This window comes from Roseofilum reptotaenium CS-1145 (assembly GCF_028330985.1).
GTDB classification, from domain to species: domain Bacteria; phylum Cyanobacteriota; class Cyanobacteriia; order Cyanobacteriales; family Desertifilaceae; genus Roseofilum; species Roseofilum reptotaenium.
Map to the genome: position 1 here is coordinate 1 of NZ_JAQMUE010000021.1, position 23,453 is coordinate 23,453.

The window sequence follows — 23,453 nt, forward strand, 5'->3', positions numbered from 1 at the left end:
TCAACTCAATGGTCGCGATCGCATAACCATAGCATCAGATTAGAGGGTTACTTGCCCAAAAAATCCCTGAGATTTTTTGGGCATCTTAAAGGCTCAAAGCCAAGCGTAGCCTTAGATTAAAGCCTGTTGTCACCCCCTGAGGTCCTACAGAGTTTATTAAAAACGAATTGGGATAACCCATCGTGTAAGTGAGGCAATTCATCAAGCTGGAGCTTGGATTACCGACTTTCACCTGTACTCAAATCTCCTGATCTGCATCAACTTCCAGGTTCCGATCGCTAATTTGAGCAGACTTGCTGTAACGCTACAGGAAACAGGTTTGCAGTTGAGCCAAGAGAGCTTGGAGCAGCTTATGCCTGCTCATGACTCAACGCTGAAAGAGCAAGAGCTAGTCGGGACATTACAAATTACCTTTGTACACAACGAACCTGACTTACGCCGAGATATACCTGCTGTTCCAGGGTAAAGATTGGGGTAACCACATCTAAACATCGAAACATTCAGACGAGCATTATCCCAGTAGGATTTCTCACAACTGAAGAAGCACTGCATCAATTTATTTGGGAAAGAATCGTTTCATAAAAAGAAAGGGTAAAACTCAGTTTTACTCAGATCTTATTCCCCACCCTCGATTCCCAAATAGAGCCAGTCTTGGATTTCATGGGTGAGCCAAGCCGCTTCATTGGGACTTAACGCTCCTGCGATCGCATAAGTATATTCCCCAGTCGGATTTTGGCAATGGAGTTTCACCATCGTGGCAGAATTTTCATGATGAATAAATACCCCCATTAACTGCTCGGACACCCCGGTATGAGTGAGGTAACTGTAACCCAAAACTTTCTTTTCAATCTTAAAACTATTTTTCTCAAACGTCACTTCAATTTCAGTCGCTGAAAATAATAAAATCAGGGTAACAATCGCCAAAAAGCCAACCAGCAAAACGATCGGATTCTGAAGCAAACTGAGAATACTGATAAACAGCGATCGTATAATCATCAAGCAGAGTAGAACGATGGCAGTAGTTCTCAACGTATTGCGCTGAAATCTAGAGGGAACCTCTAACTTTAAGGTAGTGGGCGATCGCCAAATATAAATCAGTGTATTGTCCGGTTTCGGGACATGGCGAAACTTAGTACTCTGGGCTGTTTCGATCGCTACTGGTTGGTTATAGAGCTGATCGAAAGCTTCCTGGGCACTGCTAAACCGCTTCTCTAGGGCTGGATCGGTCATTTTCTCGATCCAAGTGATTAAATAGGGATTAAGTGTCGAGCGATCGCGAAACTGGATGCGATTTTCCCGATGGGGCAGATCCACCGGAGGAACCCCAGTCGCTACATGAATCAACGTTGCCCCCAATGCATACAGATCGGATGCGGCAACCGCACGTCCCCAAAACTGTTCCAACGGTGCATAACCACTTGTCCCCACCACCGTAAACGTTACTCCAGTTACCGCTGCTTGGGATTGTACTGCACCAAAATCGACTAAGTATACTTCCCGATCTTCACCAAGAATAATATTACTGGGCTTAATATCGCGATGTAGCACTGGGGGACTTAGGCGGTGTAAATAGATTAAAATTTTCAGAACCGAAGCTGCAATTTCCTTCACTTCCTCTTCCGAAAAACGCGCCCCATTCTCCAACTGCTCCTGCAACGACACCCCTGGGATATACTCCTGCACCAACCCAAACCAAGGAACTCCTCCCCCCATCTGTTGATCCAAAGAGAAATAATCCCGATATTCAGGAATACAAGGATGATCGAGCGCTTGCAAAACCTGCGCTTCCCGCTCAAACAACTTCAGCTCATCCCATGGCATCTGGGGATTAAACGCCAACAACTTAAGGGTTACCGGTTCATTCACCCTTAAATCGGTTGCCAGCCAAGTTTGCCGACCTGCTGCCGTCCGCCCCAATTTCCGGTGTAACTGGTATTCTAGAGGTTGGGAAGAAGTTGATTGAACCGATAAAACTTGTTCCGGTTGTAACATTAGGAGGGGGAAGTAGTGAATGAGGGAATGGGGAAATTTTTCATTGAATTTAGACCTAATGTAGATTATAGCGCTACCTGCTGGGCGTTGACAGGGAAAGAAAGAAAGCAGCTTATTGGGATTTGAGTAGCCAGCGATCCTAAAACTTCTAGAATTTCTCACCCTAGATTAATTTTAATCTAGTATTCTAGACAAGATAGTGAGTTAATCAAGGGATATTTATGGGTTTAACCGAACATTTAAATAAGACATCCCAAGCTGTTTTTGCTGACCTCTCTGCAAGCATTAAAGCCAGATTCAAGGAAGCAACTGAAGAATTACAGAACTCTGGGATTATCGAGCAAGCCTGTCAAAACGGAGACTTAGCTCCTGACTTCTCCTTACCGAATACAATGGGGAAAACCATCACCCTTAGTGAGTTACTTAAAGTCGGGCCAGTGATCATTTCCTTCTATCGAGGGAAATGGTGTACGTTTTGCAACCTAGAATTACAAGCTTTCCAGCGCATCTCTCCCAACTTAAAAGATCTAGGAACTACTCTCGTTGCCATTTCACCTCAAACTTTTGATCATTCATCTGGCACAGTTGACCAAAATCAACTCATATTTGATGTTCTCAGCGATCGCGGTAATGCCATCGCTCGAAGCTATGGTTTAGTCTTTCGCTTACCAGAATCTCTCCGAGTCCTCTATCAAAGCTTTGACATCGATCTTCCCGCTTACAATGGTGATGAAACCTTTGAATTACCTATTCCAGCAACCTACATTATTAGTCAAGATGGTAAAGTTGCTCTATCTTTTATCAATGCAGATTACACTCAACGCCTTGACCCTCGGGACATTATGAAAACGTTACGCTCTCTTAAAAATGGGCAATCTTAAAGAAAAAGACAATTGACCCATTACCGATAAACTGTTACCAGTGAGTAGCACTTTAAAGGTAGACTTGAGAGCGGAAAATTTTATTCCAGGGAGTTCCCATGAAAGCAACAGGACATTGCCAGTGTGGTGCAGTTACCTACTCGGCCGAAGGGATAGAAACAGATGTTCATAGTTGTCACTGCAACATCTGTGTACGATGGACAGGTGGCCCTGCATTTGCTGTGAGTGTTGGTCAAGTCACATTTGAAGGAGAGGAAAATATCAGTCGATTTGATTCATCAGAATGGGCCGAGCGAGGATTTTGTCGTCGTTGTGGGACTCATCTTTTCTATCGTTTGAAAGAGGCAGATCAATATATGCTTTGGATGGGCACGTTTGATGATTCAACCCAATTCAATCTGGCCGGAGAAATCTTCATTGACCAAAAGCCCCACTTCTATGATTTAGCAGGCGATCACCCACGACTAACCGGTGAAGAATTTATGGCTTCAATCATGAACAATTAAATTGATAAAGTTACAGGGAAATGAAACCCACTTGAATACCTCTTCGATTAAAATAGAGAAAGCAGTCCCCCTGATACCCTAGCGTGCAAATAACTTTTCTTGGAACTAGCTCCGGTGTCCCTACGCGATCGCGTAATGTTTCGGCGATCGCCCTTCGTCTTCCTCAAAAGTCTGAACTCTGGCTCTTTGACTGCGGAGAAGGGACTCAGCACCAATTCCAACGCAGCGATCTCAAAGTTAGCCAACTTCGGCGAATCTTCGTGACTCACATGCATGGCGATCACATCTTTGGCCTGATGGGTTTACTTGCCAGTTGTGGGTTAGCCGGAAGCATGGAACAAATCGATATTTATGGCCCTCCCAAACTGAGCGAATACCTGCAAGGATGTATCCGCTATTCCCAAACCCACTTTTCCTATCCAGTTAAGGTGCATACTGTAGAACCCGGTGTAATTTATGAAGATGCAGAATATCGCGTCATCTGCGGCCCCTTAAAACATAAAGTTCCCGCCTTTGGCTATCGAGTGCAAGAAAAAGACCGTCCAGGACGCTTTGATGTTGCTCGCGCTCAGTCTCTTGGCATTCCGCCCGGCCCCCTCTATGGCAAGCTGAAAAAAGGAGAATGGATTACGCTCCCTGACGGGCGCAAAATTCACGGTGCGAAACTTTGTGGCCCCACTCAAGTGGGCAGAAGTTTTGTGTATTGCACCGATACTATCTTTTGTGAAGGAGCAGTAGACTTAGCCCAAAATGCTGATTTACTAGTACATGAATCTACCTTTGCCCATCAAGATGCCCAACTCGCCTACGATCGCCTCCATTCTACTTCTACTATGGCCGCTCAAGTTGCCCTAGCTGCCAAAGTTAAGCAACTCATGCTCACCCATTTTAGTCCCCGATATGCCCCAGGCAACGCCCTACAACTGGAAGATTTATTAACTGAAGCACGGGCAATTTTTCCCGAAACGGATATGGCCCATGATTTTCTTAGTTATGAAATTGCTCGCCAAATCTCCAATCATTAAAAATCATAAAGAGATTGCAGAAAAATACCCAATATCCCTCACAATAGGAGAATGAAGCAAAAGACTCAAGTATTTATACTTAACCTGTGTTATTACGACCCTGTACCGATAAGATAAAAGGTGTGGATTATGATGCCAACTCTGCAATACTCAATCACCATGATTAAAGATGAAGCCCGTCATTTAGTTGATGTGGGTTCCGTCGAGAGGTTACAGCCGATTTACAGTTTGTGCCGTTATATTCCCAGTCGAGAATGGGAATCTGTAGAATTAGAATTAGAAAACCACGGATATTTACTGCGCGATCGCATTGTTGATTTACTGGGCAGAGAAGACTGGAGAGAAGACTAACTAGATTTGAGGCAAGGGGTAAAAGCAAGAGAGAAAAGGAAAAACAGCTTTTACCCTTTCCTTTCTTAAGCTTTGGTGAATGACAAGCTTTCAACAGAAAGGGTAAAACATCTCCTGCTGTTCCCCTTAACTCCATGAAAAAGAGACTCTTCTGAATTGCATCAGAGAGTCTCTTCGTTCTCAGGAAACAAAAAACTATAAACTGGTACTCCCAGCAGAAGGCTTCGGTTCTTCTGCTGCCGTTTCTTTTGTTTCTTCTTCTTCCTGTGGTTTAGGAGCTGGAGGAGGCGGAGGAGGAGCATCCGGGAAGATTTCCTCATAGATCTTGATATACTGATCTGCTGAAAGATCCCAACTATAATTTTGGCGCATCGCTCGCTGTTGCAGTTTTTTCCAATATTCCTTATATCGGAAGCCTTCCATCGCCTTAATCATAGAGCTAAACAAATCTAGGGGTTCGTAGCGATCGAAGCAATACCCAGTTCCTAACTCTTTCGCCGGATCGTGGAAGCTCACCGTATCCACTAAACCGCCGGTACGACGCACAATGGGAATGCAACCATAACGCATCGCTAACATTTGGCTAATGCCACAAGGCTCAAACCGAGACGGCATCAAGAACGCATCACATCCGGCATAAATGCGTCGAGCTAGGGCATCATTATAGAGCAACTGAACCGAAACCCGTCCTCGATAGCGGGAAGCCAAATCCCACATTTGCGTTTCATAATAGCGATCGCCCGTTCCCAACAACACAAACTGGGCATCCGTATACGCCATAAACCGATCCAGAATTTGCAGCGCCAGATCGATCCCCTTCTGCTCAACTAACCGGGTAACCATCCCAATTAAAAACGCCCCTTTATTAACTTCCAATCCAATTTCTTCCTGTAAAGAAACCTTATTTATCGGGCGTTTTTCCAACGTATCTGCATTAAAATTCTGATACAGATATCTGTCCGTTTGTGGATTATAACTCTCTGTATCAATACCATTCAAAATACCGATACTTTTACCGCTCACATAAGAAAGTAAACCCTCTAAATTTTCACCATATTCTGAGGTTTTAATCTGTTCCGAATAAGTTGGCGAAACCGTCGTCACCTTATTAGCAAATTGCACGGCTGCTGCCATAGTATTATGGCCTTCCATATACCAAGGACACCAAGTAATCTGGTCTAAATACCAACGCCAAGGACCTTGATAGGCCAAATTATGAATCGTAAACACAGTATTAATATCTGGTGTTTCATGCAACCACACCGGCAACATGCCCGCGTGCCAATCATGGCAATGGACAATACTGGGTCGCCAATAATTCCAAGCAAACTCAGCAGCCGCATTCGCAAATAACGTAAACCTCCATCCTTCATCTTCGCCAAAATAGACATTGCGCCCCGAAAAAGAAGGATGGCCAAACAAATAGAGCGGCACATCAGATTTAGGTAAAAAAGCCTGATAAATTTCAAAATCTTGGAACATTGCTGTTCCTTTCCAAACCGGTTCTTCCGGGATATCTATTTTATCCGGTAAAAAACCATAATAGGGCATGAAAACCCGCACATCATGACCCTTTTTTCGTAAGACTTTGGGCAGTGCACCAACGACATCACCCATACCACCCACTTTAGCCAATGGTGCTGCTTCTGCGGCAACAAATAAAATCTTCATGTTTGCGATTAGTTCTGTAACATCTTGTCAAGGGGACGTGAAATAAGAGTAATTCTGAGATAGACTTACCGGATCTAGAGTACCGCAGGCTGTGACCAAAACCAATGGGGTCATAGGTAATAGGTAATGGCAGAGGGGTAATGGGCTGGCAAGCTTAATTTTGGGCGTAAGAGTGTAGGTTGGGTTGAGGAACGACACCCAACACCAATTCAACCTACACTACTCACTGTAGGTTGGCTACAATTCTAACTCCTCCTCTTCAAGCTCAACGTTGAGATCGGGTAAATCACCACCATTAGTCAATCCATTAACGTCCTCCTCACTGACTGGGGTTACGGAGTTAGCAGAAACCACCGCTCCCATATCGAGTTTCTGGCGTACCTGATTTTCCACCCCTTGAGTAAACGGAAGATTCTCCTGCATATACTGAATGGTATTATCTCGTCCTTGGCCAATATTATTACCATCTTTACTGTACCAAGCACCTTTTTTGGTAATCACTCCAGTCTCTTCGGCAATATCCAAAAGACAGCCCATAGAGGAGATACCTTTACCAAAAATAATATCAAATTCGGCAATCCGGAAGGGAGGAGCAACCTTGTTTTTAGCTACTTTCACTTTCGCCCGAATCCCGTATTCTTCTGAACCTTTTTTCAAAGTTTGGATACGGCGGATATCGAGACGAACAGAGGCATAGAACTTGAGGGCATTACCGCCAGTAGTGGTTTCAGGATTGCCATAAACGACACCAATTTTTTGCCGCAGTTGGTTGAGAAAGATCACGGTACAGCCTGATTTGCCAATATTACCCGTGATTTTACGCATAGCTTGGCTCATCAATCGGGCTTGGGCACCCATGGGCGCATCTCCCATATCGCCTTCAATTTCTGAGCGGGGGACTAAAGCTGCTACAGAGTCTACGACTACAATATCAACCGCAGCCGATCGCACCAACTGATCGACTACCTCTAGAGCCATTTCTCCCGTATCGGGCTGGGAAACGAGCAAGTTTTCAATATCAACACCCAAAACTGAGGCATAGGTGGGATCTAGGGCATGTTCGGCATCCACAAAGGCGGCTACACCTCCCCCTTTCTGGACTTCAGAAATGGCATGGAGTGCTAAGGTGGTTTTCCCAGAACTTTCTGGGCCGTAGATTTCAATCACTCGCCCTTTGGGTAACCCTCCCCCTAGGGCTAAATCTAGGGTGAGTGCCCCTGTAGGAATGGTTTCGACTTTCATCCGCCCCACATCACCCAGGCGCATGATTGCACCTTTACCAAAACTACGCTCAATCTGGGTGAGAACGGCTTTCAGGGCTTTCTGCTTATCGGAATTTTCGCTGGTTTTTGCAGGCATAGGTTTGTGTTGACGTAAAGTTCATCATTGATTCCTATTGTAGACAAATCTCACTCCGAAAGCAGACATGATTTTTAATTTTTAATTTTTAACGGGTCACTGAGCGTAGCCGAAGTGTTAATTGATTACGACTGGGATAGGCGCTTGACCTCTTGCCCACCCAGCAATTGGTCGGCTTCTCGGAGAAGATCGGGAATAATATCGGCATGGGGACTGTTGGCTAAACAGGGAGCCAGGTCAACCTTGAGGTTATGGGCTTTATTGCCGGGAAACCAGTGACTGCCATTACCGAGCAGGTTATAGCGCATTTTGGCATACTCGACTAAATCGTAGGCTAGGGCCAGATTCCTGAGCCAGAGAATGGTATGAATATTGATCTGGTTGGGAGTAGCTTCAGGAGTCGGCAGGCCAACATGCCACGTTTTGTACCAATTTTCCCCGAAAGTGGCGATCGCCGCTTCTTGCAAACGACTCAGAATAGGTGTTAAGACTTCATCCGCCCGATCTAAAAGGGATAATACCTTTAGATGCTCGTCAAAATCACTCGGACAGGCTGCACCTAAACTCAGAGTATGGACTTGGGGATGACTCAGACAAAACAGGTCATTAAACACCATCGGACTTAGAGGAGCGCAAAGATCTACCAGTTTTTGCGGCGGTTTATAGAGTTGTCCTCCTTTATCCGAAGGACTAATGATAAACACTCCCACATCATGCCTTTGAGCCGCTTCAATAGCCGGCCAGTTGCGTTGATTAATGTAGTACCAATGGAGGTTTACATAATCAAATTCACCCGTTTCAATCGCTTGGGTAATGATATCCGTGGGGCCGTGAGTAGAGAAGCCAATAAAGCGAATTCTGCCCTGTTTTTGGTACTCGCGAGCCACATCTAAACAGCCTCCAGGACGAACAGTTTGATGGATAATCTCTTGAGTATTAATTCCGTGAATGCCTAACAGATCGATGGTATCGAGTTGCAGGTTCTGGAGGGAAGTTTCAAGGTTTTGGCGAAAGACTTCGGGGTCGGCTTGGGGAGAAACCTTGGTTTGGATAATGAACCGATCGCGGGGCAATTTCGGTAAAATCTGACCCAATTGTAGCTCTGATGTGCCATATCCCCTAGCCGTTTCGATATGGGTAATTCCCAGGTCTAAGCCACGGCGAATGGTTGCTTCTAGATTTTTCTGATTATCTTCTGGAATCTCCGATAGAGCCTTATCTTGCCACTTGTATTGATAGCGCATTCCTCCACAGGAGAAGATAGGCATCGGGAGATCGGTTCTGCCAAATCGTCGATACTGCATGATTGATGGGGTTGATCGGATTCAGAGGGTCTGGGAAAATGGAGCGATCGCCTTCATCGTGAACCAACACTCCTTTTCTCCAAATTTTACCCACTCCCCAGTCATCCTAACACTGATCGCCAGAAGACATAAACAGTTAAAGCTAACTTACCAGTCTGACCGCAATCAACGATAAGATCATAAGATAAACTTAATGTCTCTTTTGGATGGTTACGGCGCAGGTTGGACACATCTAAGGCAGACTCCAGTAACGTTTACCTATCTTCAATCGATCATGAATATGGATATCTCAGAATTAGATCATTTAGAAAACTCAGTTCAAGACTTATTATCAGCAGCTAAACTTGAACTTGAAGCCACCCGTTTAGAGCAACAACGGGATGAACAGGTTCAATCTGCTGTGGCCGAAATTGAAAAACGACTGAAACCTTTATTAGCAGATGTAGAAAAAACCCTCACTGACTTTGATAATTTCAGTTTAGGTGATAGTGTTACCCGACAAAAGTTAGAAGAAAAAGCTGCTGATTTACGTCAACAACTCGAAGAAGCTCCTATTTTAGCTGCCCAAGTGGCCGATCGCCAACTCATTCTAAATGAAGAACGCTTACTCGATGAACAGTTAGCCGAGCAAACTTATCGCTGGCGGCAAGAATTAAAAGCTGATTTGCTCGATATGATTGCCGAACAAGAAGACTTTTATAGTGCTACCGATGCAGCCGTTGCCATTCGCCCCTATATTCAAGACCTCAAAGCCATTCAAGGACTAGATGAAGTGGTTGAAGCTCTCATCCATCAAATCAATTTATATAGCAAAGAAGGGCCCGTCGCTCGGTTGCGAGGCAGCCATGACCAAACCCTAAATTTTATCTACGATAAAGCCATGGAAAACCGAGCTAGGGTAGAATTACCTCGTAATGTTCAGCCCAAAACTCGCCATCGGGTATCGGAAAAACAACCGAATCCCTACATGCTTTTGGAGGGGAAAGTTGTGGTATTTGGAGGTCATGATAAATTAGCAACAGCCGTCAAGAATCGTCTGCGAGCATCTAAGGTGGACTTAAATTGGTGTACAGCTCAAGATGGCTTACAAATGGCTCAACAAATGGAAAGTCATATCGCCAGTGCTGATTTAGTTTTAATTATTACGGGTTATGCGAGCCATGCTCTAACGGAAAAAGCTATGCAAGCTGCTCAAAATGTCGAGCTTACCCCAGAAATGATTAATACAACAGGGATGACCAAGGTGTTGGAAAGAATTGAGATAGCTTTAAAATCAAGACTTTTAGCTCGTCGATTAAATAATTCTACTAAATCCTAGTTTTTAGGGCATTGTGCGCTGGTAATGGGTGATTATTTCCTATTGCCTAGCGCTTCGTACTATACAAGTTAACCTTCTAAAACTTGCGCTCAACGCTTGACTCTATATTTTGGCCTATTGTAAGCTGATTTTAATGTGAAGGTAATAATAAAAATGGCCTCAGAAGAACAGAAAACAACGGGTGCAGATGCAGTGGATGTGGCGATCGCCCAAGGAATTGATTTAGATGGCAGTCCCATTCCCTCAGCCAAGTTAGAGTTATATCATAACGTTATGGGTTTGGAAGCTAATCGCCAACGCAGTGGAGTCAGTAATACGATGCGATCGCGCATTGTTCGCATTGGAGCCAAGCATTTACCTCAAGATGAACTCAATAAAAAGTTACTCGATGCAGACTTTGCCCCATTAAAGGATAAAGAAATCCGCTTTTATTACGGAGGTTGAATCTTATATAGTGTTTCTCTCTTCTATGAGGTACAGCTTGAAACCTTAGAACCTAAGCCATACAAGCTATTCCCTATTCCCTAGCGCGAAGCGCTATAGAACCCATTGAGGATATTTTTAACCAGTGGTTAATCTTTAGGATCTGTCCAACGGGTTGAGTACGGTATTTTGTAGCGATTTAACTCTATCAAAAATATCTCAAAGGGTTTAAACCAATCTAAGGATGGGCTAAACCTTTTAACACGTTGCCTTTCTCCTGTTCGCTTAATCCCTTCCCCTGGATTAATACCTTAAACCCACCTAAACCTAGGGGATCGATTAACTGGTGTAAGGCATCTCGACGGCTGAACAGTTCAGTAATAGAAAGGGAACTTTCGGATAAGGCTGCCAGGCGATCGCCGAGTCCGAGCGCCATTAAAAACAACCCTTGATCTGTAAACCCTAATGGCTCTAGTCCCCAGCGTTTGCCCTCCTGCTCTAGGCTGGTAAAATCAACGTGGGCCGTGATATCTTGATAGCCGATATTAATATAGGGGCAATCGTGGCGATGGTGGCGCGTATAACATTGTAGCGTTCCCATTGTGCGCCCGGGTTGATAATATCGTTGGGCCGTATATCCGTAATCAATCGCGATCGCATAACCGCGCTCTAAGTGGCTGGCGATCGCCTCTAGCCAGTCTAGCATCGCTAAATTCACTTCCGTGCGATAGCCCTCTGGATAGGCATCCGAGCATAAATCAATGCCCAAATGCTCAAAATATTGAGCTAATTTTTGAGTAGATAACTCCCCTAAAACTTCCACCACATTGTCTTGATTGTCCAGGGTAACAAACACTTCTTGCAGCTTCTCCCCAGAACGCACGACTAAATGTACCGGAAACGCATCGACTAATTCATTAGAAAAAAAACAGCCCTGAATCGAATCTAAATCTGCCCAGTTGCACCAATGAACTCGCGGTTTTTCCTCTAACCAAGGCGCTAAATTTTGTTTCTGTATCTGCCTTAATCCCGGAGATTTTTCCACAATCCGATAATCGAGACTCTGAAAAAAATCGACATCGTAGGTTTCTAACTCCCTTAAGACATCGGCCGCCATGTATCCGGTTCCTGCGCCCATTTCTACCACTGAAAAGGGAGTGGGACAGCGCAAAATCTGCCACATTTGCACCCATTGACGGGCCAAAAGCTGGGCAAAATCTGCTCCTAGACTGGCCGAAGTGAAGTAATCGCCAGATTTGCCAATTTCCGTCTGATAGGTACTGTAATAGCCAAATTCAGGGTGATATAGCACCGATTCCATATATTGAGCAAAGGTAATTTTGCCCCCTGGCGATCGCCTAATTCGATCCTTGAGCCATCGATACAACTGGGGATGATTCTGCTCCTTCATAACGCCCTAATCTTGCTCTGGAGAAGAGGTTCTCACCCGTACAGAATGGGCATGGGAGGGCAACCCTTCTGCATCAGCCAAAGTGATAATGGCACTGGCCATTTTATTTAAGGCAGTGGGGGAATATTGAATTAAGCTTGAATGTTTCATAAAGGTTTCTACCCCCAAGGCTGAGGCATAGCGAGCCGCTCCTGAAGTCGGTAGAGTATGATTGGGCCCGGCTAAATAATCTCCCACTGCTTCTGGAGTCGAATAGCCGAGGAAAATTGCTCCAGCATGGCGAATTTGAGGCAGCAGATCCCAGGGTTCAGCTACTTCCAGTTCTAAATGTTCAGGGGCAAACAAATTAGAGAGTTCTACGGCTTCGTCTAAAGACTCGACGACCACAATTAACCCATAATGGGCGATCGCCTTTTCCGTCAGAATTTGTCGCGGATGGTTAATGAGCTGTTGCTCCACTTCCGTAGCCACCTGTCTAGCTAACGTGCGGTCAGTCGTGATTAAAATTGCCGCCGCCATCGGGTCATGTTCTGCTTGGGCCAACAAATCTGTGGCCACATGCACCGGGTTCGCCTCACTATCGGCAATCACCAGCACTTCCGAGGGGCCCGCCAACGAATCAATTCCCACGACCCCATAGACCATTTTCTTGGCCAGCGTCACATAAATATTTCCCGGCCCCGTAATTAAATCTACCTTGGGAACTGTTTGTGTACCATAGGCTAAGGCGGCGATCGCCTGAGCGCCTCCGATCCGATAAATCTCATCCACCCCAGCCAACTGAGCAGCGACCAGCACGGCTGGACTAATGCCTTGATTAGACCCAGGTGGCGTACACATGACAATTCGGGGGACACCGGCAACCTTAGCTGGGATTGCATTCATCAACACCGTACTCGGATAAGCGGCCCGTCCTCCCGGAATATAAATTCCCGCCCGGTCAACCGGGGTATAATGCTTGCCCAACACCACTTCATGTTCCCCAAAATGGACCCAAGACTTAGGAGCGCGTTGGCGATGAAATGCTTCAATTTGACGACTGGCCAACTCAATGGCATCCAACAACGGTTTATCCACTTGCTGATAGGCTGCCTCTAATTCCAGGGCACTGACGCGCAACTGACTCACCTCGAGTCGTTGGCCATCAAACTCTTCCGTATAGTCCAAAAGGGCCCCGTCGCCGTTGCGCCTTACGGTTTGCAGCACCTGCTGAACCGTCGCCTCTTTATGAACCATTTCCTCATCAAAGGTGCGATCGCAAATCCGCCGTAATTCTGCTTTTGCTTCAGATCGCTGGCTAATAATTCTCAGCATAGGTTAGATTGATTGCCACGTTAAGTCTCCCCATTGACGCAACCCAGACTCCAGAAGCAACCCAAGGGTTTCACCCCCTTAATCCAGGTCATCGTCATCTTATAGCTTAACGTGGATTTGACGGGTCGGGTAAGATCCAACTGAGCAGAATAAATGCTATACTCGAATGTCTGACACTTAATCTTAATATCGGGTCTATCCCGAATACTGTTACTGTTACCCCAAGTTTAAACACCGTGCCTAACATCAAGTCTGCTATCAAGCGCGTTCAAATTGCTGAACGTAATCGTCTCCGGAATAAAGCCTATAAATCTGCGGTAAGGACTCTGATGAAAAAATTCTTTACCGCCGTTGAAGAGCAAAGCGCCAGCCCTAGCCCAGAAAAAGCGCAGGAAATTCAAACCCTGATGAATCAAGCGTACAGCAAAATTGATAAATCGGTAAAACGAGGCGTACTTCACCGGAACACTGGGTCTCGTCGTAAAGCCCGTCTAGCCAAAGCGCTGAAAAAACTGGAAACTCCAGCGGCCTCCTGAAGCCTTTCCCATTCTAATCCCCTGTCAGTTTGGGGTAACTTCATCTCCTAACCCACCGTCAATTCACCCCAAACTCCTTCCCCCTGGGTCATCAGCCCAAGATTGTCCTCCTGAAAATTTGGGACCGATCGCCAGGATTCGGTTAATGATCGAGAGTTGGGTAAAGCGGTTTCGGCTATTGCTGACCCTTGAGAGTGCTTGTTAAACCCTGAAATTTGGGAGAATCATGCAGTTAATCGATACCCATGTACACATCAACTTTGATGTGTACAATCAAGAAAGAGACGATATAAGAAACCGATGGTCTACAGCCGAAGTGGTTCAATTGATCCATTCCTGTGTGACCCCCAAGGAATTTGAAAGTATCCAAACCTTAGCCCACCAGTATGAGGAACTCTATTTTGCCGTTGGTTTCCATCCCCTAGAGAGCCAGGATTGGGTTCCAGAAATAGGGGAGCAAATTTTAAATTTAGCCCAAAGCGATCCCAAAGTGGTGGCGATCGGGGAAACAGGCTTAGATTTTTACAAAGCGAGTAACCGAAAGCAACAACAGCAGGCCCTAGGGGCGCAACTGGAAATTGCCTATAAACTGGATTTACCCGTGATTATTCACTGTCGGGATGCAGCAGCCCCCTTAGCTGAATACCTGAGAAAATTTTACCAAACCCATGGAGAACTCAAAGGGGTGATGCATTGTTGGGGAGGAACACCAGAAGAAACCCAATGGTTTTTAGACCTAGGGTTTTATATTAGCTTTAGTGGCACAGTCACCTTTAAAAAAGCCACTCAAATTCAAGAATCCTGTCAAATGGTGCCCAGCGATCGCCTCCTGATCGAAACCGACTGTCCCTTCCTAGCTCCTGTCCCCAAACGAGGCAAACGGAATGAACCGGCTTATGTTCGCTATGTGGCAGAGGCGATCGCCTCCCTGCGAGACATCCCCTTAGAAACCCTAGCACTCTCAACTACCCAAAACGCCCAAACCCTCTTTCAACTGCCCACGTTGTAGATGGGGGTATCGGAAGATAGAGGGACACACAGACGTGAAGACGCAAAGACGCGTGGAGGAGAGGACACGCAGACACGGAAAAATTGATTCCCTATTCCCTATTCCCTATTCCCTAAATTTGCCTAGCTAATTACCCACTCTTGATAATGAATCAGATTACCGAAACTTCCACCCAGTTTACCCTACCCGATCTGGTCGAAATCCAACGCTCAAGCTTTCGCTGGTTTCTAGAAGAAGGATTAATTGAAGAACTCGATAGCTTCTCTCCCATCTCTGACTATACCGGAAAACTCGAACTTCATTTTATTGGCAAAAACTATAAACTTAAACGTCCCAAATACGAAGTAGACGAAGCCAAACGCCGGGACGCAACCTATGCCGTGCAAATGTATGTGCCCACCCGCCTGATCAACAAAGAAACTGGAGAAATTAAAGAACAAGAAGTCTTCATTGGCGAACTGCCCTTAATGACCGATCGCGGAACCTTCATTATTAACGGGGCAGAACGGGTCATTGTCAACCAAATTGTCCGGTCTCCAGGAGTCTACTACAAATCCGAAACCGACAAAAACGGCCGTCGCACCTACAACGCCTCCCTAATTCCCAACCGAGGCGCATGGCTCAAATTTGAAACCGACAAAAACGGCCTCGTTTGGGTAAGAATCGATAAAACCCGCAAACTCTCCGCTCAAGTCCTACTGAAAGCCCTAGGCATGAGTACGGGTGAAATCTTGGAAGGTCTGCGTCACCCTGACTACTTCCAAAAAACCATCGAAAAAGAAGGAGACTTCTCCGACGAAGAAGCCCTACTCGAACTCTACCGCAAACTGCGCCCTGGAGAACCTCCTACTGTCAACGGTGGACAACAACTCCTAGAGTCCAGATTCTTTGACCCCAAGCGCTATGATCTCGGCAAAGTAGGGCGTTATAAACTGAACCGAAAACTGGGCTTAACTGTCCCCGCCAGCATCAGAGTTCTCACCCCCAAAGACATCATGTCTGCCATCAACTACCTGATTAACCTTGAATTCGATCTCGGTAGTATTGATGACATCGATCATTTGGGGAACCGGCGGATTCGCTCCGTAGGAGAACTTCTACAAAATCAAGTCAGAGTGGGATTAAATCGCCTAGAACGTATCATTCGCGAACGGATGACTGTTTCTGACTCTGACTCCCTGACCCCCACCTCCCTGGTCAATCCGAAGCCGCTTGTAGCTGCGATCAAAGAGTTCTTCGGCTCTTCCCAGCTCTCCCAATTCATGGATCAAACCAACCCCCTAGCAGAACTGACCCACAAACGGCGCTTAAGCGCCCTAGGGCCAGGAGGACTCACCCGCGAACGAGCGGGCTTTGCAGTACGGGATATTCACCCCTCCCACTACGGTCGCATCTGCCCGATTGAAACCCCAGAAGGACCAAACGCGGGATTGATCGGTTCCTTGGCCACTCACGCCAAGGTCAACGAATTCGGCTTTATTGCGACCCCCTACTATCCTGTAGAAAACGGATATGTACGCCGAGACCTAACTCCCCTCTTCATGACGGCTGATGAAGAAGACGACCTCCAGGTAGCTCCCGGAGACATTTCTTGCGATGAAGAGGGCAAAATTTTAGGGGAGATTATTCCCGTGCGCTATCGCCAGGAATTTACTACTGCTGCCCCCACCCAGGTAGACTATGTAGCCGTTTCTCCCGTACAGATTATCTCGGTGGCAACCTCCTTAATTCCGTTCCTGGAACATGATGACGCGAACCGTGCCCTGATGGGATCGAACATGCAACGGCAAGCTGTCCCCCTACTCCGGCCAGAACGACCCTTAGTGGGGACAGGTCTGGAACCCCAAGCTGCCCGCGACTCCGGCATGGTAATTGTCTCCAAGACCAATGGTGTCGTTAGCTTTGTAGACGCAACCAAGATTCAGGTCACTTCCGATCCAGAAACATCGGAGGAGGGTTCAGAAGGAGCGATTCCCCAGATCGTTGAATATCAGTTGCAAAAATATCAACGGTCAAACCAAGATACCTGTTTATCTCAGCGTCCCATTGTTTATGAAGGCGATCGCGTTTTAGTCGGTCAAATTCTGGCTGACGGCAGTGCCACAGAAGGGGGAGAGTTGGCCCTAGGTCAAAATATCCTAGTAGCCTACATGCCTTGGGAAGGCTACAACTACGAGGACGCAATCCTGATTTCCGAGCGTCTGGTTTCCGAAGATCTGTATACATCCATCCACGTAGAAAAATACGAAATTGAAGCTAGGCAAACTAAACTCGGCCCCGAAGAAATCACCCGCGAAATTCCCAACGTCGGTGAAGATTCCCTGCGCAACTTAGACGAAGGTGGCATCATCCGTAAAGGTGCTTGGGTAGAATCTGGGGATATCCTCGTCGGTAAAGTGACTCCTAAGGGAGAATCCGATCAACCCCCAGAAGAAAAACTCCTCCGAGCCATTTTCGGTGAAAAAGCCCGGGATGTGCGGGATAACTCCCTGCGAGTTCCCAATGGTGAAAAGGGGCGCGTGGTAGACGTGCGTATCTTTACCCGCGAAGAAGGGGATGAACTGCCCCCTGGAGCCAATATGGTCGTCCGTGTCTATGTGGCCCAAAAACGGAAGATCCAAGTGGGCGATAAGATGGCAGGACGACATGGGAATAAGGGGATTATTTCCCGGATTTTGCCCCTTGAAGATATGCCCTATCTGCCCGATGGCACGCCCGTGGATATCGTCTTAAATCCCCTAGGGGTTCCCTCCCGGATGAATGTGGGTCAAGTATTTGAGTGTCTGTTGGGATGGGCAGGTGAAAACCTAGAGCGACGGTTTAAGCTCCAACCCTTTGATGAAATGCACAGCCGGGAAATGTCTAGGGCGACAGTACATAACAAACTCAAAGAAGCTGCCCATTACACGGGTAAAGAGTGGCTCTATGACCCCAAAAATGCAGGCAAAATCCAGTTGTTTGACGGTCGCACAGGTGAGGCCTTTGACCGCCCGATTACGGTGGGTAAAGCTTATATGCTGAAATTGGTTCACTTAGTAGATGACAAGATCCATGCTCGCTCAACTGGCCCTTACTCCTTGGTAACTCAACAGCCTTTGGGTGGAAAAGCCCAACAGGGTGGACAACGGTTCGGAGAAATGGAAGTTTGGGCGCTTGAGGCCTTCGGTGCCGCCTATACCTTGCAAGAGTTATTGACCGTCAAATCTGATGATATGCAAGGCCGAAATGAGGCTCTCAATGCCATCGTTAAAGGTAAAGCCATTCCCCGACCGGGAACGCCAGAATCGTTTAAGGTGCTGATGCGAGAATTGCAATCCCTCTGTTTAGACATTGGGGTGCATAAAGTCGAAACTCGTGAAGATGGAGATTCCAGTGATGTGGAAATCGACTTGATGCAAGAAGGAACCGGCCGGCGATCGCCCAATCGACCGACCTATGAATCGATTTCTACTGACTTCTCTGACCAATAAGTGCTTCACGCAGCAGAAGGGGAATGGGTCATAGAGGAATTCCCCATTCCCCATTCCCTATTCCCCATTCCCTATTTCCTATTCCCCATTCCCTAATTCCCATGATCTTCAAAAATCGCGTTATTGATAAAGGCCAACTGAAAAAACTGATTGCTGCTGCATTTACCCAATACGGTAGCGCTCGAACTTCCCAAATGGCAGACCGGCTCAAAAATCTGGGCTTTCGCTTTGCCACTCGTGCTGGAGTCAGTATCAGTGTAGATGATTTGCAGATTCCTCCATCCAAACAAGAATTACTCGAAGCTGCTGAAGAACAAATCCGCGAAATTGAATTGCGCTATTCTAAGGGTGAAATTACAGAAGTAGAACGATTTCAACGGGTAATTGATACCTGGAACTCCACCAGTGAAGCCCTCAAGGATGAAGTGGTCCGCTATTTTAAAGCGACTAATCCCCTGAATAGCGTGTATATGATGGCGTTTTCTGGGGCACGGGGGAATATTTCCCAGGTGCGTCAGTTGGTGGGAATGCGGGGGCTGATGGCCGATCCCCAGGGGGAAATTATTTCCTTGCCCATTAAAACCAATTTCCGGGAAGGGTTAACAGTAACCGAGTATATTATTTCCTCCTATGGAGCCAGAAAAGGTCTGGTGGATACGGCGCTCCGGACGGCAGATAGTGGATATTTAACCCGGCGCTTGGTGGATGTGTCCCAAGATGTGATTATTCGGGAACTCGACTGCGGAACAGCCCGGGGAATTACGGTTGAAGCCATGTGTGAGGGTGATCGCACCCTGATTCCCCTAGCCGATCGCCTGTTGGGTCGCTCTTTGGCTGAAGATGTGGTCTCGGAAACCGGGGAGTTGGTGGCCAAGCGCAATGATTGGCTCAGTGAAGAGCTAGCCAAAGCAGTGGCCCAACACCGGAAAACGGTCAAAGTGCGATCGCCTCTGACCTGCGAAGCGGCGCGCTCGGTTTGCCAGGCGTGCTACGGCTGGAGTTTGGCCCACCATGCCCCAGTGGATTTAGGGGAAGCAGTGGGGATTATTGCCGCCCAGTCGATTGGCGAACCGGGGACCCAGCTCACGATGAGGACATTCCATACGGGGGGCGTATTCTCTGGGGCAGCCCGGGATATCCTGGCTCCGACGGGGGGCAAAATCAACTATGCCGAAGTCAAAACCCGTAAGGTTAAAAGCAAACAGGGCCAAGAAATTCGGGTAGAAACAGGAGGGGTGCTGGAGCTGATTGTGGATGTGGAAATTCGGGAGTTGGAGGCGGGCCAAACCCAGCAGAGTGGGGGTGCTCTTGACCAGAAGAAAAAACACAATATCCACAAAATTCCCATCAGTGCGGGGTCTCGTCTGCTGGTCGAAGATGGGCAGATGATTAAACCCGGGACGATTATTGCCAATACGCCTCCTTCGAGGGCAGCGAGCCGTTCGACGGAGCGGGCAACGAAGGATGTGAGTACGGATATTGCCGGAGAAGTCTGTTTTGAAGGCATCATCCCGGAAGAAAAACGCGATCGCCAAGGGGCAACGACGGTGATTGCCCGGACAGGCGGCCTGATTTGGGTCTTATCTGGGGAAGTCTATAACCTGCCCTCGGATGCCAAACCAGTGGTCAAAAACCAAGACCAGGTGCGATCGCTCGATGTCCTGGCCATGAGTACCATCACCACCAAACATGGGGGACTTGTGCGGCTGCCCGATGGCCCGGAAGGGCGGGAAGTGGAAATTATCACCGCCCAAGTCACTTTAGACCAGGCAACGGTGACAATTAAAGACAAAGGCAGCAAGGAAATCTACTTAATCACGACCCGCGAGGGCGAGCAGTTTTCCCTGCTGGCCACCCCGGGAAGTAAAGTGACCTCTGGCCAAGTCGTTGCCGAACTGATTGACCAGAGCTATCGCACCCTGACAGGGGGAACGGTCCGTTATGCGGGCATTGAAACGAAACGGCGCAGCGGCACGAGCAAATACGGACAAGAGGTGGTGAAAGGGGGAACCCTACTCTGGATTCCGGAAGAGTCCCACGAAGTGAACAAGGATATTTCCCTGCTGATGGTCGAAGATGGGCAATATGTAGAAGCGGGAACAGAGGTGGTCAAAGATATCTTCTGCCAAACCTCTGGGATTGTGACGGTGGTGCAGAAAAACGACATTCTGCGGGAAATCATCATTAAACCGGGAGAACTCCATCTGATTACGGACCCGGAACAGATGCCCGCGGAAGGCATCGTCCGTCCCCCAGAAAGGGTGATGGGCCAAGAAGTCGAGCAGCTCTGCACCCTAGAGATTGTCCAAACCCCAGAAGGGATGGGTGCCCTGTTGCGCCCGGTGGCGGAGTACCCCGTCTCGGATAATCCTCCGGGGCCGTCTACTTCGACAGGGGAAAAAGATTTGATTCAACTGCGCACGGCGCAACGGTTGCCCTACAAGGATGGCGAGCGGATTAAGTCGGTTCAAGGGGTAGACTTGGTGCGCACCCATTTAATCCTGGAGATTAACCCAGACTATGCGGGCGAAACCTCGAGTGCGGGAGCGAGTTCTTTGCAGGGCTTAGAATTGGTGGCCGACATTGAACTGGTGCCGGCTCCGGAGTTGAACGAAACGACGGAAGAGGGAGAGGTGATTGAAGTGATGCGCCTCCAGTTGGTGATTCTAGAGTCTCTATTGATTCGCCGGGAAGGAATAGCAGACCTGACCCAAGGACAAATCCGGACGCAACTGTTGGTGGCCGATGGGGCCCAAGTTGGGGCTGGGGATGTGATTGCTTCAACGGAGATTCTGTGTAATTCCCCAGGGGAAATTGCTGGGCTTCGGGATGAGGATGAGCAGGTGCGGCGGTTGCTGGTGGTTCGAGGGAGCGATCGCCGAACCCTAGATCTGCAAGAGCAAATCGACCAGCTCCAAGTGAAGGAAGGAGACCTACTGGTGGCGGGAGAGGAGGTTGCGCCGGGCATTCGGCTTCCAGAGTCGAGCAAGGTTGAATTTATTGACCCCACCGACAAAACTCTAGTCCTGCGTTCTGCCCGTCCCTACCGAGTTTCTCCAGGTGCGGTGTTGCACCTGGGAGACGGGGGACTGGTCCAACGGGGGGATAAGTTGGTTCTGTTGGTCTTCGAGCGGGCGAAGACGGGGGATATTATTCAAGGTCTGCCCCGGATTGAAGAACTGCTGGAGGCGCGCAAACCGAAGGAAGCCTGTGTCTTAGCCCGTCGTCCTGGAGAAATCCAAACGGTGGAAGGGGAAGATGACGTGCGAGCCATCCGGGTGGTGGAAATTGATGGGACTTTGACCACGTATACGCTGCTGCCGGGCCAGAGCTTGATGGTGGTAGAAGGAGAACGGGTGGAAGCGGGAGGCCCGATTTCTGATGGTCAACAAAATCCCCACGAACTGCTCGAGATTAAGTTTGGCTGGTATTTGGAGCAGGGAATGTCCCATTACGAAGCGGCGATGGCGGCTTTGGCTGAGGTGCAACAGTTTTTGGTGGATGCGGTGCAAGGGGTTTATCAGTCCCAAGGGATTGATATTGCGGACAAACATATTGAGGTGATTGTTCGGCAGATGACTTCTAAGGTGCGCCTAGATGATGGGGGAGATACGACGATGTTGCCTGGGGAGCTGATGGAGTTGTACCAAGTAGAGCAAGTGAACGAGGCGATGTCGATTACCGGGGGCGCGCCGGCTAAGTATACGCCGGTGTTGCTGGGGATTACGAAGGCTTCGCTGAATACAGATAGCTTCATCAGTGCGGCGAGTTTCCAGGAGACGACGCGGGTGCTGACGGAGGCGGCGATCGAGGGTAAGTCGGACTGGTTGAGGGGCTTGAAGGAAAATGTGATTATCGGGCGCTTAATTCCGGCAGGAACTGGGTTTAATGCCTATGAGGATGGGTTTAGGGGCCAAATTGCCCCGGATTATGATACGAGGGGGGATCTCGATGACGAAATTGTGGGATCGGGTCTATCAGACAGCTTCTTGCCTGGCCATGGATATTCGGGTGGGTCTGATGATTCCGAATATGGGGTAAGGTCTGATGAGTTTTCTGCTCCGACTGGCCGGAATATGTCATATCCGATGTTTGATAATTCAGAGTCGGATGTGGATGATTTGCAGGATTTGGTGGTCGATGACCGCACAGCCTACCGTTTAGATCCAAAATCGAGCGCCCAGAAGGCAGGGACTAAAAAGGGCAAAACCCCGAAAGGAAAGGCAAAAAAGGCCGAGCCGGCGATCGATATGGATTTAGATTTGGAGGAGGAAGAGCTAATCTATGATCCAATGGAGGATGATCAGGATTAGCTAGAGCGCTTGGCGCTCTAGAAAAGGCAGTAGGGGCTTGCATCTTGTTTGCCCCTACTTGTTGTCCTCAGATCATTTCTCTATGAAGATTCACGTTCACAAGAGACTGGGGCCTTTTGCTTTGCCCTTTAATTTAATCCTAACCAACTTAGAACACCCTGTCCGGTGACGTATTCAATGACTAGAGTAACGCTAAAACCGACCATGGCGGCTCGACCATTGAGGCGCTCGGCATAATCGTTAAATCCGAGTTTGGGTTGAGGGAGTTTGGGGGATACAGTGGGTTTGAGTTCAGCCATAATTGAGGATAAAAGTCGTTAAAGTTTACAATTCTTAATATTTCCCCTAATTATAATGCCATTTGAGTCCTTTCTGCTCAGTCAGGAATACCCTAGAGCAGTTATATAGCACGTCTCTCTTCTGGAGGAGTACAGCTTGAAACCTTAGACCCTAAGCAATACAGGCTATTCCCTAGGGAATAGGGAGTAGGAAAGGCAGAAAGCCTCTAGATCCCTGATCGCCTCGTAGTCAGCTAATTTGCCCCACTTACCCATTTTTAATTTTTAATTG

General features: G+C 47.7%; 18 protein-coding genes. 11 read left to right on the plus strand and 7 right to left on the minus strand.

The features are described from left to right. Window positions 1–283 precede the first annotated feature (283 nt). On the plus strand, window positions 284–466 hold the full coding sequence (locus PN466_RS02515; protein ID WP_271936698.1) for a hypothetical protein: 183 nt from the start codon (window positions 284–286) through the stop codon (window positions 464–466). A 149-nt stretch (window positions 467–615) separates the two neighbouring features. On the opposite strand, the gene PN466_RS02520 is transcribed toward PN466_RS02515, so the two are convergent. Then, window positions 616–1,992 (minus strand): serine/threonine protein kinase, encoded by a 1,377-nt coding sequence (locus PN466_RS02520; RefSeq protein ID WP_271936700.1) that lies wholly within the window; start codon window positions 1,990–1,992, stop codon window positions 616–618. A gap of 221 nt (window positions 1,993–2,213) precedes the next feature. On the opposite strand from PN466_RS02520, the gene PN466_RS02525 reads away from it, so the two are divergent. The 4 genes from PN466_RS02525 to PN466_RS02540 all read left to right on the plus strand — a co-directional run bounded on the left by PN466_RS02525 (window position 2,214) and on the right by PN466_RS02540 (window position 4,755). Further along, a complete protein-coding gene (locus tag PN466_RS02525) occupies window positions 2,214–2,873 on the plus strand; it encodes a peroxiredoxin-like family protein (protein ID WP_271936702.1) in 660 nt (219 codons plus the stop codon). A gap of 98 nt (window positions 2,874–2,971) precedes the next feature. Then, window positions 2,972–3,379, plus strand: coding sequence for a GFA family protein (locus tag PN466_RS02530; RefSeq protein ID WP_271936704.1), 408 nt, complete (start codon window positions 2,972–2,974; stop codon window positions 3,377–3,379). A gap of 83 nt (window positions 3,380–3,462) precedes the next feature. Continuing rightward, window positions 3,463–4,404: a ribonuclease Z gene (locus tag PN466_RS02535; RefSeq protein WP_271936705.1), complete on the plus strand. Its 942-nt coding sequence runs from the start codon at window positions 3,463–3,465 to the stop codon at window positions 4,402–4,404. 129 nt (window positions 4,405–4,533) lie between these two features. Continuing rightward, window positions 4,534–4,755 (plus strand): DUF4327 family protein, encoded by a 222-nt coding sequence (locus PN466_RS02540; RefSeq protein ID WP_271936706.1) that lies wholly within the window; start codon window positions 4,534–4,536, stop codon window positions 4,753–4,755. 195 nt (window positions 4,756–4,950) lie between these two features. Here the strand turns inward: PN466_RS02540 and glgA are convergent, their stop codons facing one another. The 3 genes from glgA to PN466_RS02555 form a co-directional block, all read right to left on the minus strand. Beyond that, window positions 4,951–6,426, minus strand: a complete 1,476-nt coding sequence (gene glgA, locus PN466_RS02545) for a glycogen synthase GlgA (protein ID WP_271936707.1) — start codon at window positions 6,424–6,426, stop codon at window positions 4,951–4,953. A gap of 237 nt (window positions 6,427–6,663) precedes the next feature. Continuing rightward, window positions 6,664–7,785 (minus strand): recombinase RecA, encoded by a 1,122-nt coding sequence (gene recA, locus PN466_RS02550; protein WP_271936709.1) that lies wholly within the window; start codon window positions 7,783–7,785, stop codon window positions 6,664–6,666. A gap of 125 nt (window positions 7,786–7,910) precedes the next feature. Next, window positions 7,911–9,089, minus strand: a complete 1,179-nt coding sequence (locus tag PN466_RS02555) for an aldo/keto reductase (RefSeq protein ID WP_271936711.1) — start codon at window positions 9,087–9,089, stop codon at window positions 7,911–7,913. A gap of 193 nt (window positions 9,090–9,282) precedes the next feature. Here PN466_RS02555 and PN466_RS02560 point away from each other — a divergent pair, with 193 nt between their 5' ends. Further along, window positions 9,283–10,407 (plus strand): DUF2325 domain-containing protein, encoded by a 1,125-nt coding sequence (locus tag PN466_RS02560; RefSeq protein ID WP_271936713.1) that lies wholly within the window; start codon window positions 9,283–9,285, stop codon window positions 10,405–10,407. 153 nt (window positions 10,408–10,560) lie between these two features. Next, a complete protein-coding gene (locus tag PN466_RS02565) occupies window positions 10,561–10,851 on the plus strand; it encodes a small RNA NsiR4-regulated ssr1528 family protein (RefSeq protein ID WP_271936714.1) in 291 nt (96 codons plus the stop codon). Window positions 10,852–11,068: 217 nt separating this feature from the next. Here the strand turns inward: PN466_RS02565 and PN466_RS02570 are convergent, their stop codons facing one another. Together PN466_RS02570 and hisD are read right to left on the minus strand one after the other, a co-directional pair. Next, on the minus strand, window positions 11,069–12,241 hold the full coding sequence (locus PN466_RS02570) for a class I SAM-dependent methyltransferase (RefSeq protein WP_271936716.1): 1,173 nt from the start codon (window positions 12,239–12,241) through the stop codon (window positions 11,069–11,071). Between the two features lie 6 nt (window positions 12,242–12,247). Beyond that, entirely contained in the window at window positions 12,248–13,555 is a 1,308-nt protein-coding gene (gene hisD, locus PN466_RS02575; protein WP_271936718.1) for a histidinol dehydrogenase, read from the minus strand. A gap of 236 nt (window positions 13,556–13,791) precedes the next feature. Here hisD and rpsT point away from each other — a divergent pair, with 236 nt between their 5' ends. From rpsT to PN466_RS02595, 4 genes are all read left to right on the plus strand, one after another. Next, a complete protein-coding gene (rpsT, locus tag PN466_RS02580) occupies window positions 13,792–14,091 on the plus strand; it encodes a 30S ribosomal protein S20 (protein ID WP_271936720.1) in 300 nt (99 codons plus the stop codon). Between the two features lie 226 nt (window positions 14,092–14,317). Then, window positions 14,318–15,100 carry a TatD family hydrolase gene (locus PN466_RS02585; protein ID WP_271936722.1) on the plus strand — a complete coding sequence of 261 codons (783 nt, stop codon included), beginning with the start codon at window positions 14,318–14,320 and terminating at the stop codon, window positions 15,098–15,100. Window positions 15,101–15,246: 146 nt separating this feature from the next. Continuing rightward, window positions 15,247–18,570 carry a DNA-directed RNA polymerase subunit beta gene (gene rpoB / locus PN466_RS02590; protein WP_271936724.1) on the plus strand — a complete coding sequence of 1,108 codons (3,324 nt, stop codon included), beginning with the start codon at window positions 15,247–15,249 and terminating at the stop codon, window positions 18,568–18,570. A 101-nt stretch (window positions 18,571–18,671) separates the two neighbouring features. Next, the gene (locus tag PN466_RS02595) at window positions 18,672–22,883 is read left to right on the plus strand and encodes a DNA-directed RNA polymerase subunit beta' (RefSeq protein ID WP_271936833.1); all 4,212 of its coding nucleotides are present in this window, start codon (window positions 18,672–18,674) and stop codon (window positions 22,881–22,883) included. Between the two features lie 128 nt (window positions 22,884–23,011). On the opposite strand, the gene PN466_RS02600 is transcribed toward PN466_RS02595, so the two are convergent. Beyond that, window positions 23,012–23,182 (minus strand): hypothetical protein, encoded by a 171-nt coding sequence (locus PN466_RS02600; RefSeq protein WP_271936726.1) that lies wholly within the window; start codon window positions 23,180–23,182, stop codon window positions 23,012–23,014. Between the last annotated feature and the right edge of the window lie 271 nt (window positions 23,183–23,453).

Bases quoted from the DNA above. Each gene is read 5' to 3' on its own strand.
- recA (WP_271936709.1), bottom strand. From the start codon at position 7,785: ATGCCTGCAAAAACCAGCGAAAATTCCGATAAGCAGAAAGCCCTGAAA.
- PN466_RS02560 (WP_271936713.1), top strand. From the start codon at position 9,283: ATGTCTCTTTTGGATGGTTACGGCGCAGGTTGGACACATCTAAGGCAG.
- PN466_RS02530 (WP_271936704.1), top strand. From the start codon at position 2,972: ATGAAAGCAACAGGACATTGCCAGTGTGGTGCAGTTACCTACTCGGCC.
- PN466_RS02555 (WP_271936711.1), bottom strand. From the start codon at position 9,089: ATGCAGTATCGACGATTTGGCAGAACCGATCTCCCGATGCCTATCTTC.
- PN466_RS02585 (WP_271936722.1), top strand. From the start codon at position 14,318: ATGCAGTTAATCGATACCCATGTACACATCAACTTTGATGTGTACAAT.
- PN466_RS02520 (WP_271936700.1), bottom strand. From the start codon at position 1,992: ATGTTACAACCGGAACAAGTTTTATCGGTTCAATCAACTTCTTCCCAA.
- PN466_RS02600 (WP_271936726.1), bottom strand. From the start codon at position 23,182: ATGGCTGAACTCAAACCCACTGTATCCCCCAAACTCCCTCAACCCAAA.
- glgA (WP_271936707.1), bottom strand. From the start codon at position 6,426: ATGAAGATTTTATTTGTTGCCGCAGAAGCAGCACCATTGGCTAAAGTG.
- PN466_RS02595 (WP_271936833.1), top strand. From the start codon at position 18,672: ATGATCTTCAAAAATCGCGTTATTGATAAAGGCCAACTGAAAAAACTG.
- PN466_RS02540 (WP_271936706.1), top strand. From the start codon at position 4,534: ATGATGCCAACTCTGCAATACTCAATCACCATGATTAAAGATGAAGCC.
- PN466_RS02525 (WP_271936702.1), top strand. From the start codon at position 2,214: ATGGGTTTAACCGAACATTTAAATAAGACATCCCAAGCTGTTTTTGCT.
- hisD (WP_271936718.1), bottom strand. From the start codon at position 13,555: ATGCTGAGAATTATTAGCCAGCGATCTGAAGCAAAAGCAGAATTACGG.
- rpoB (WP_271936724.1), top strand. From the start codon at position 15,247: ATGAATCAGATTACCGAAACTTCCACCCAGTTTACCCTACCCGATCTG.
- PN466_RS02570 (WP_271936716.1), bottom strand. From the start codon at position 12,241: ATGAAGGAGCAGAATCATCCCCAGTTGTATCGATGGCTCAAGGATCGA.
- PN466_RS02565 (WP_271936714.1), top strand. From the start codon at position 10,561: ATGGCCTCAGAAGAACAGAAAACAACGGGTGCAGATGCAGTGGATGTG.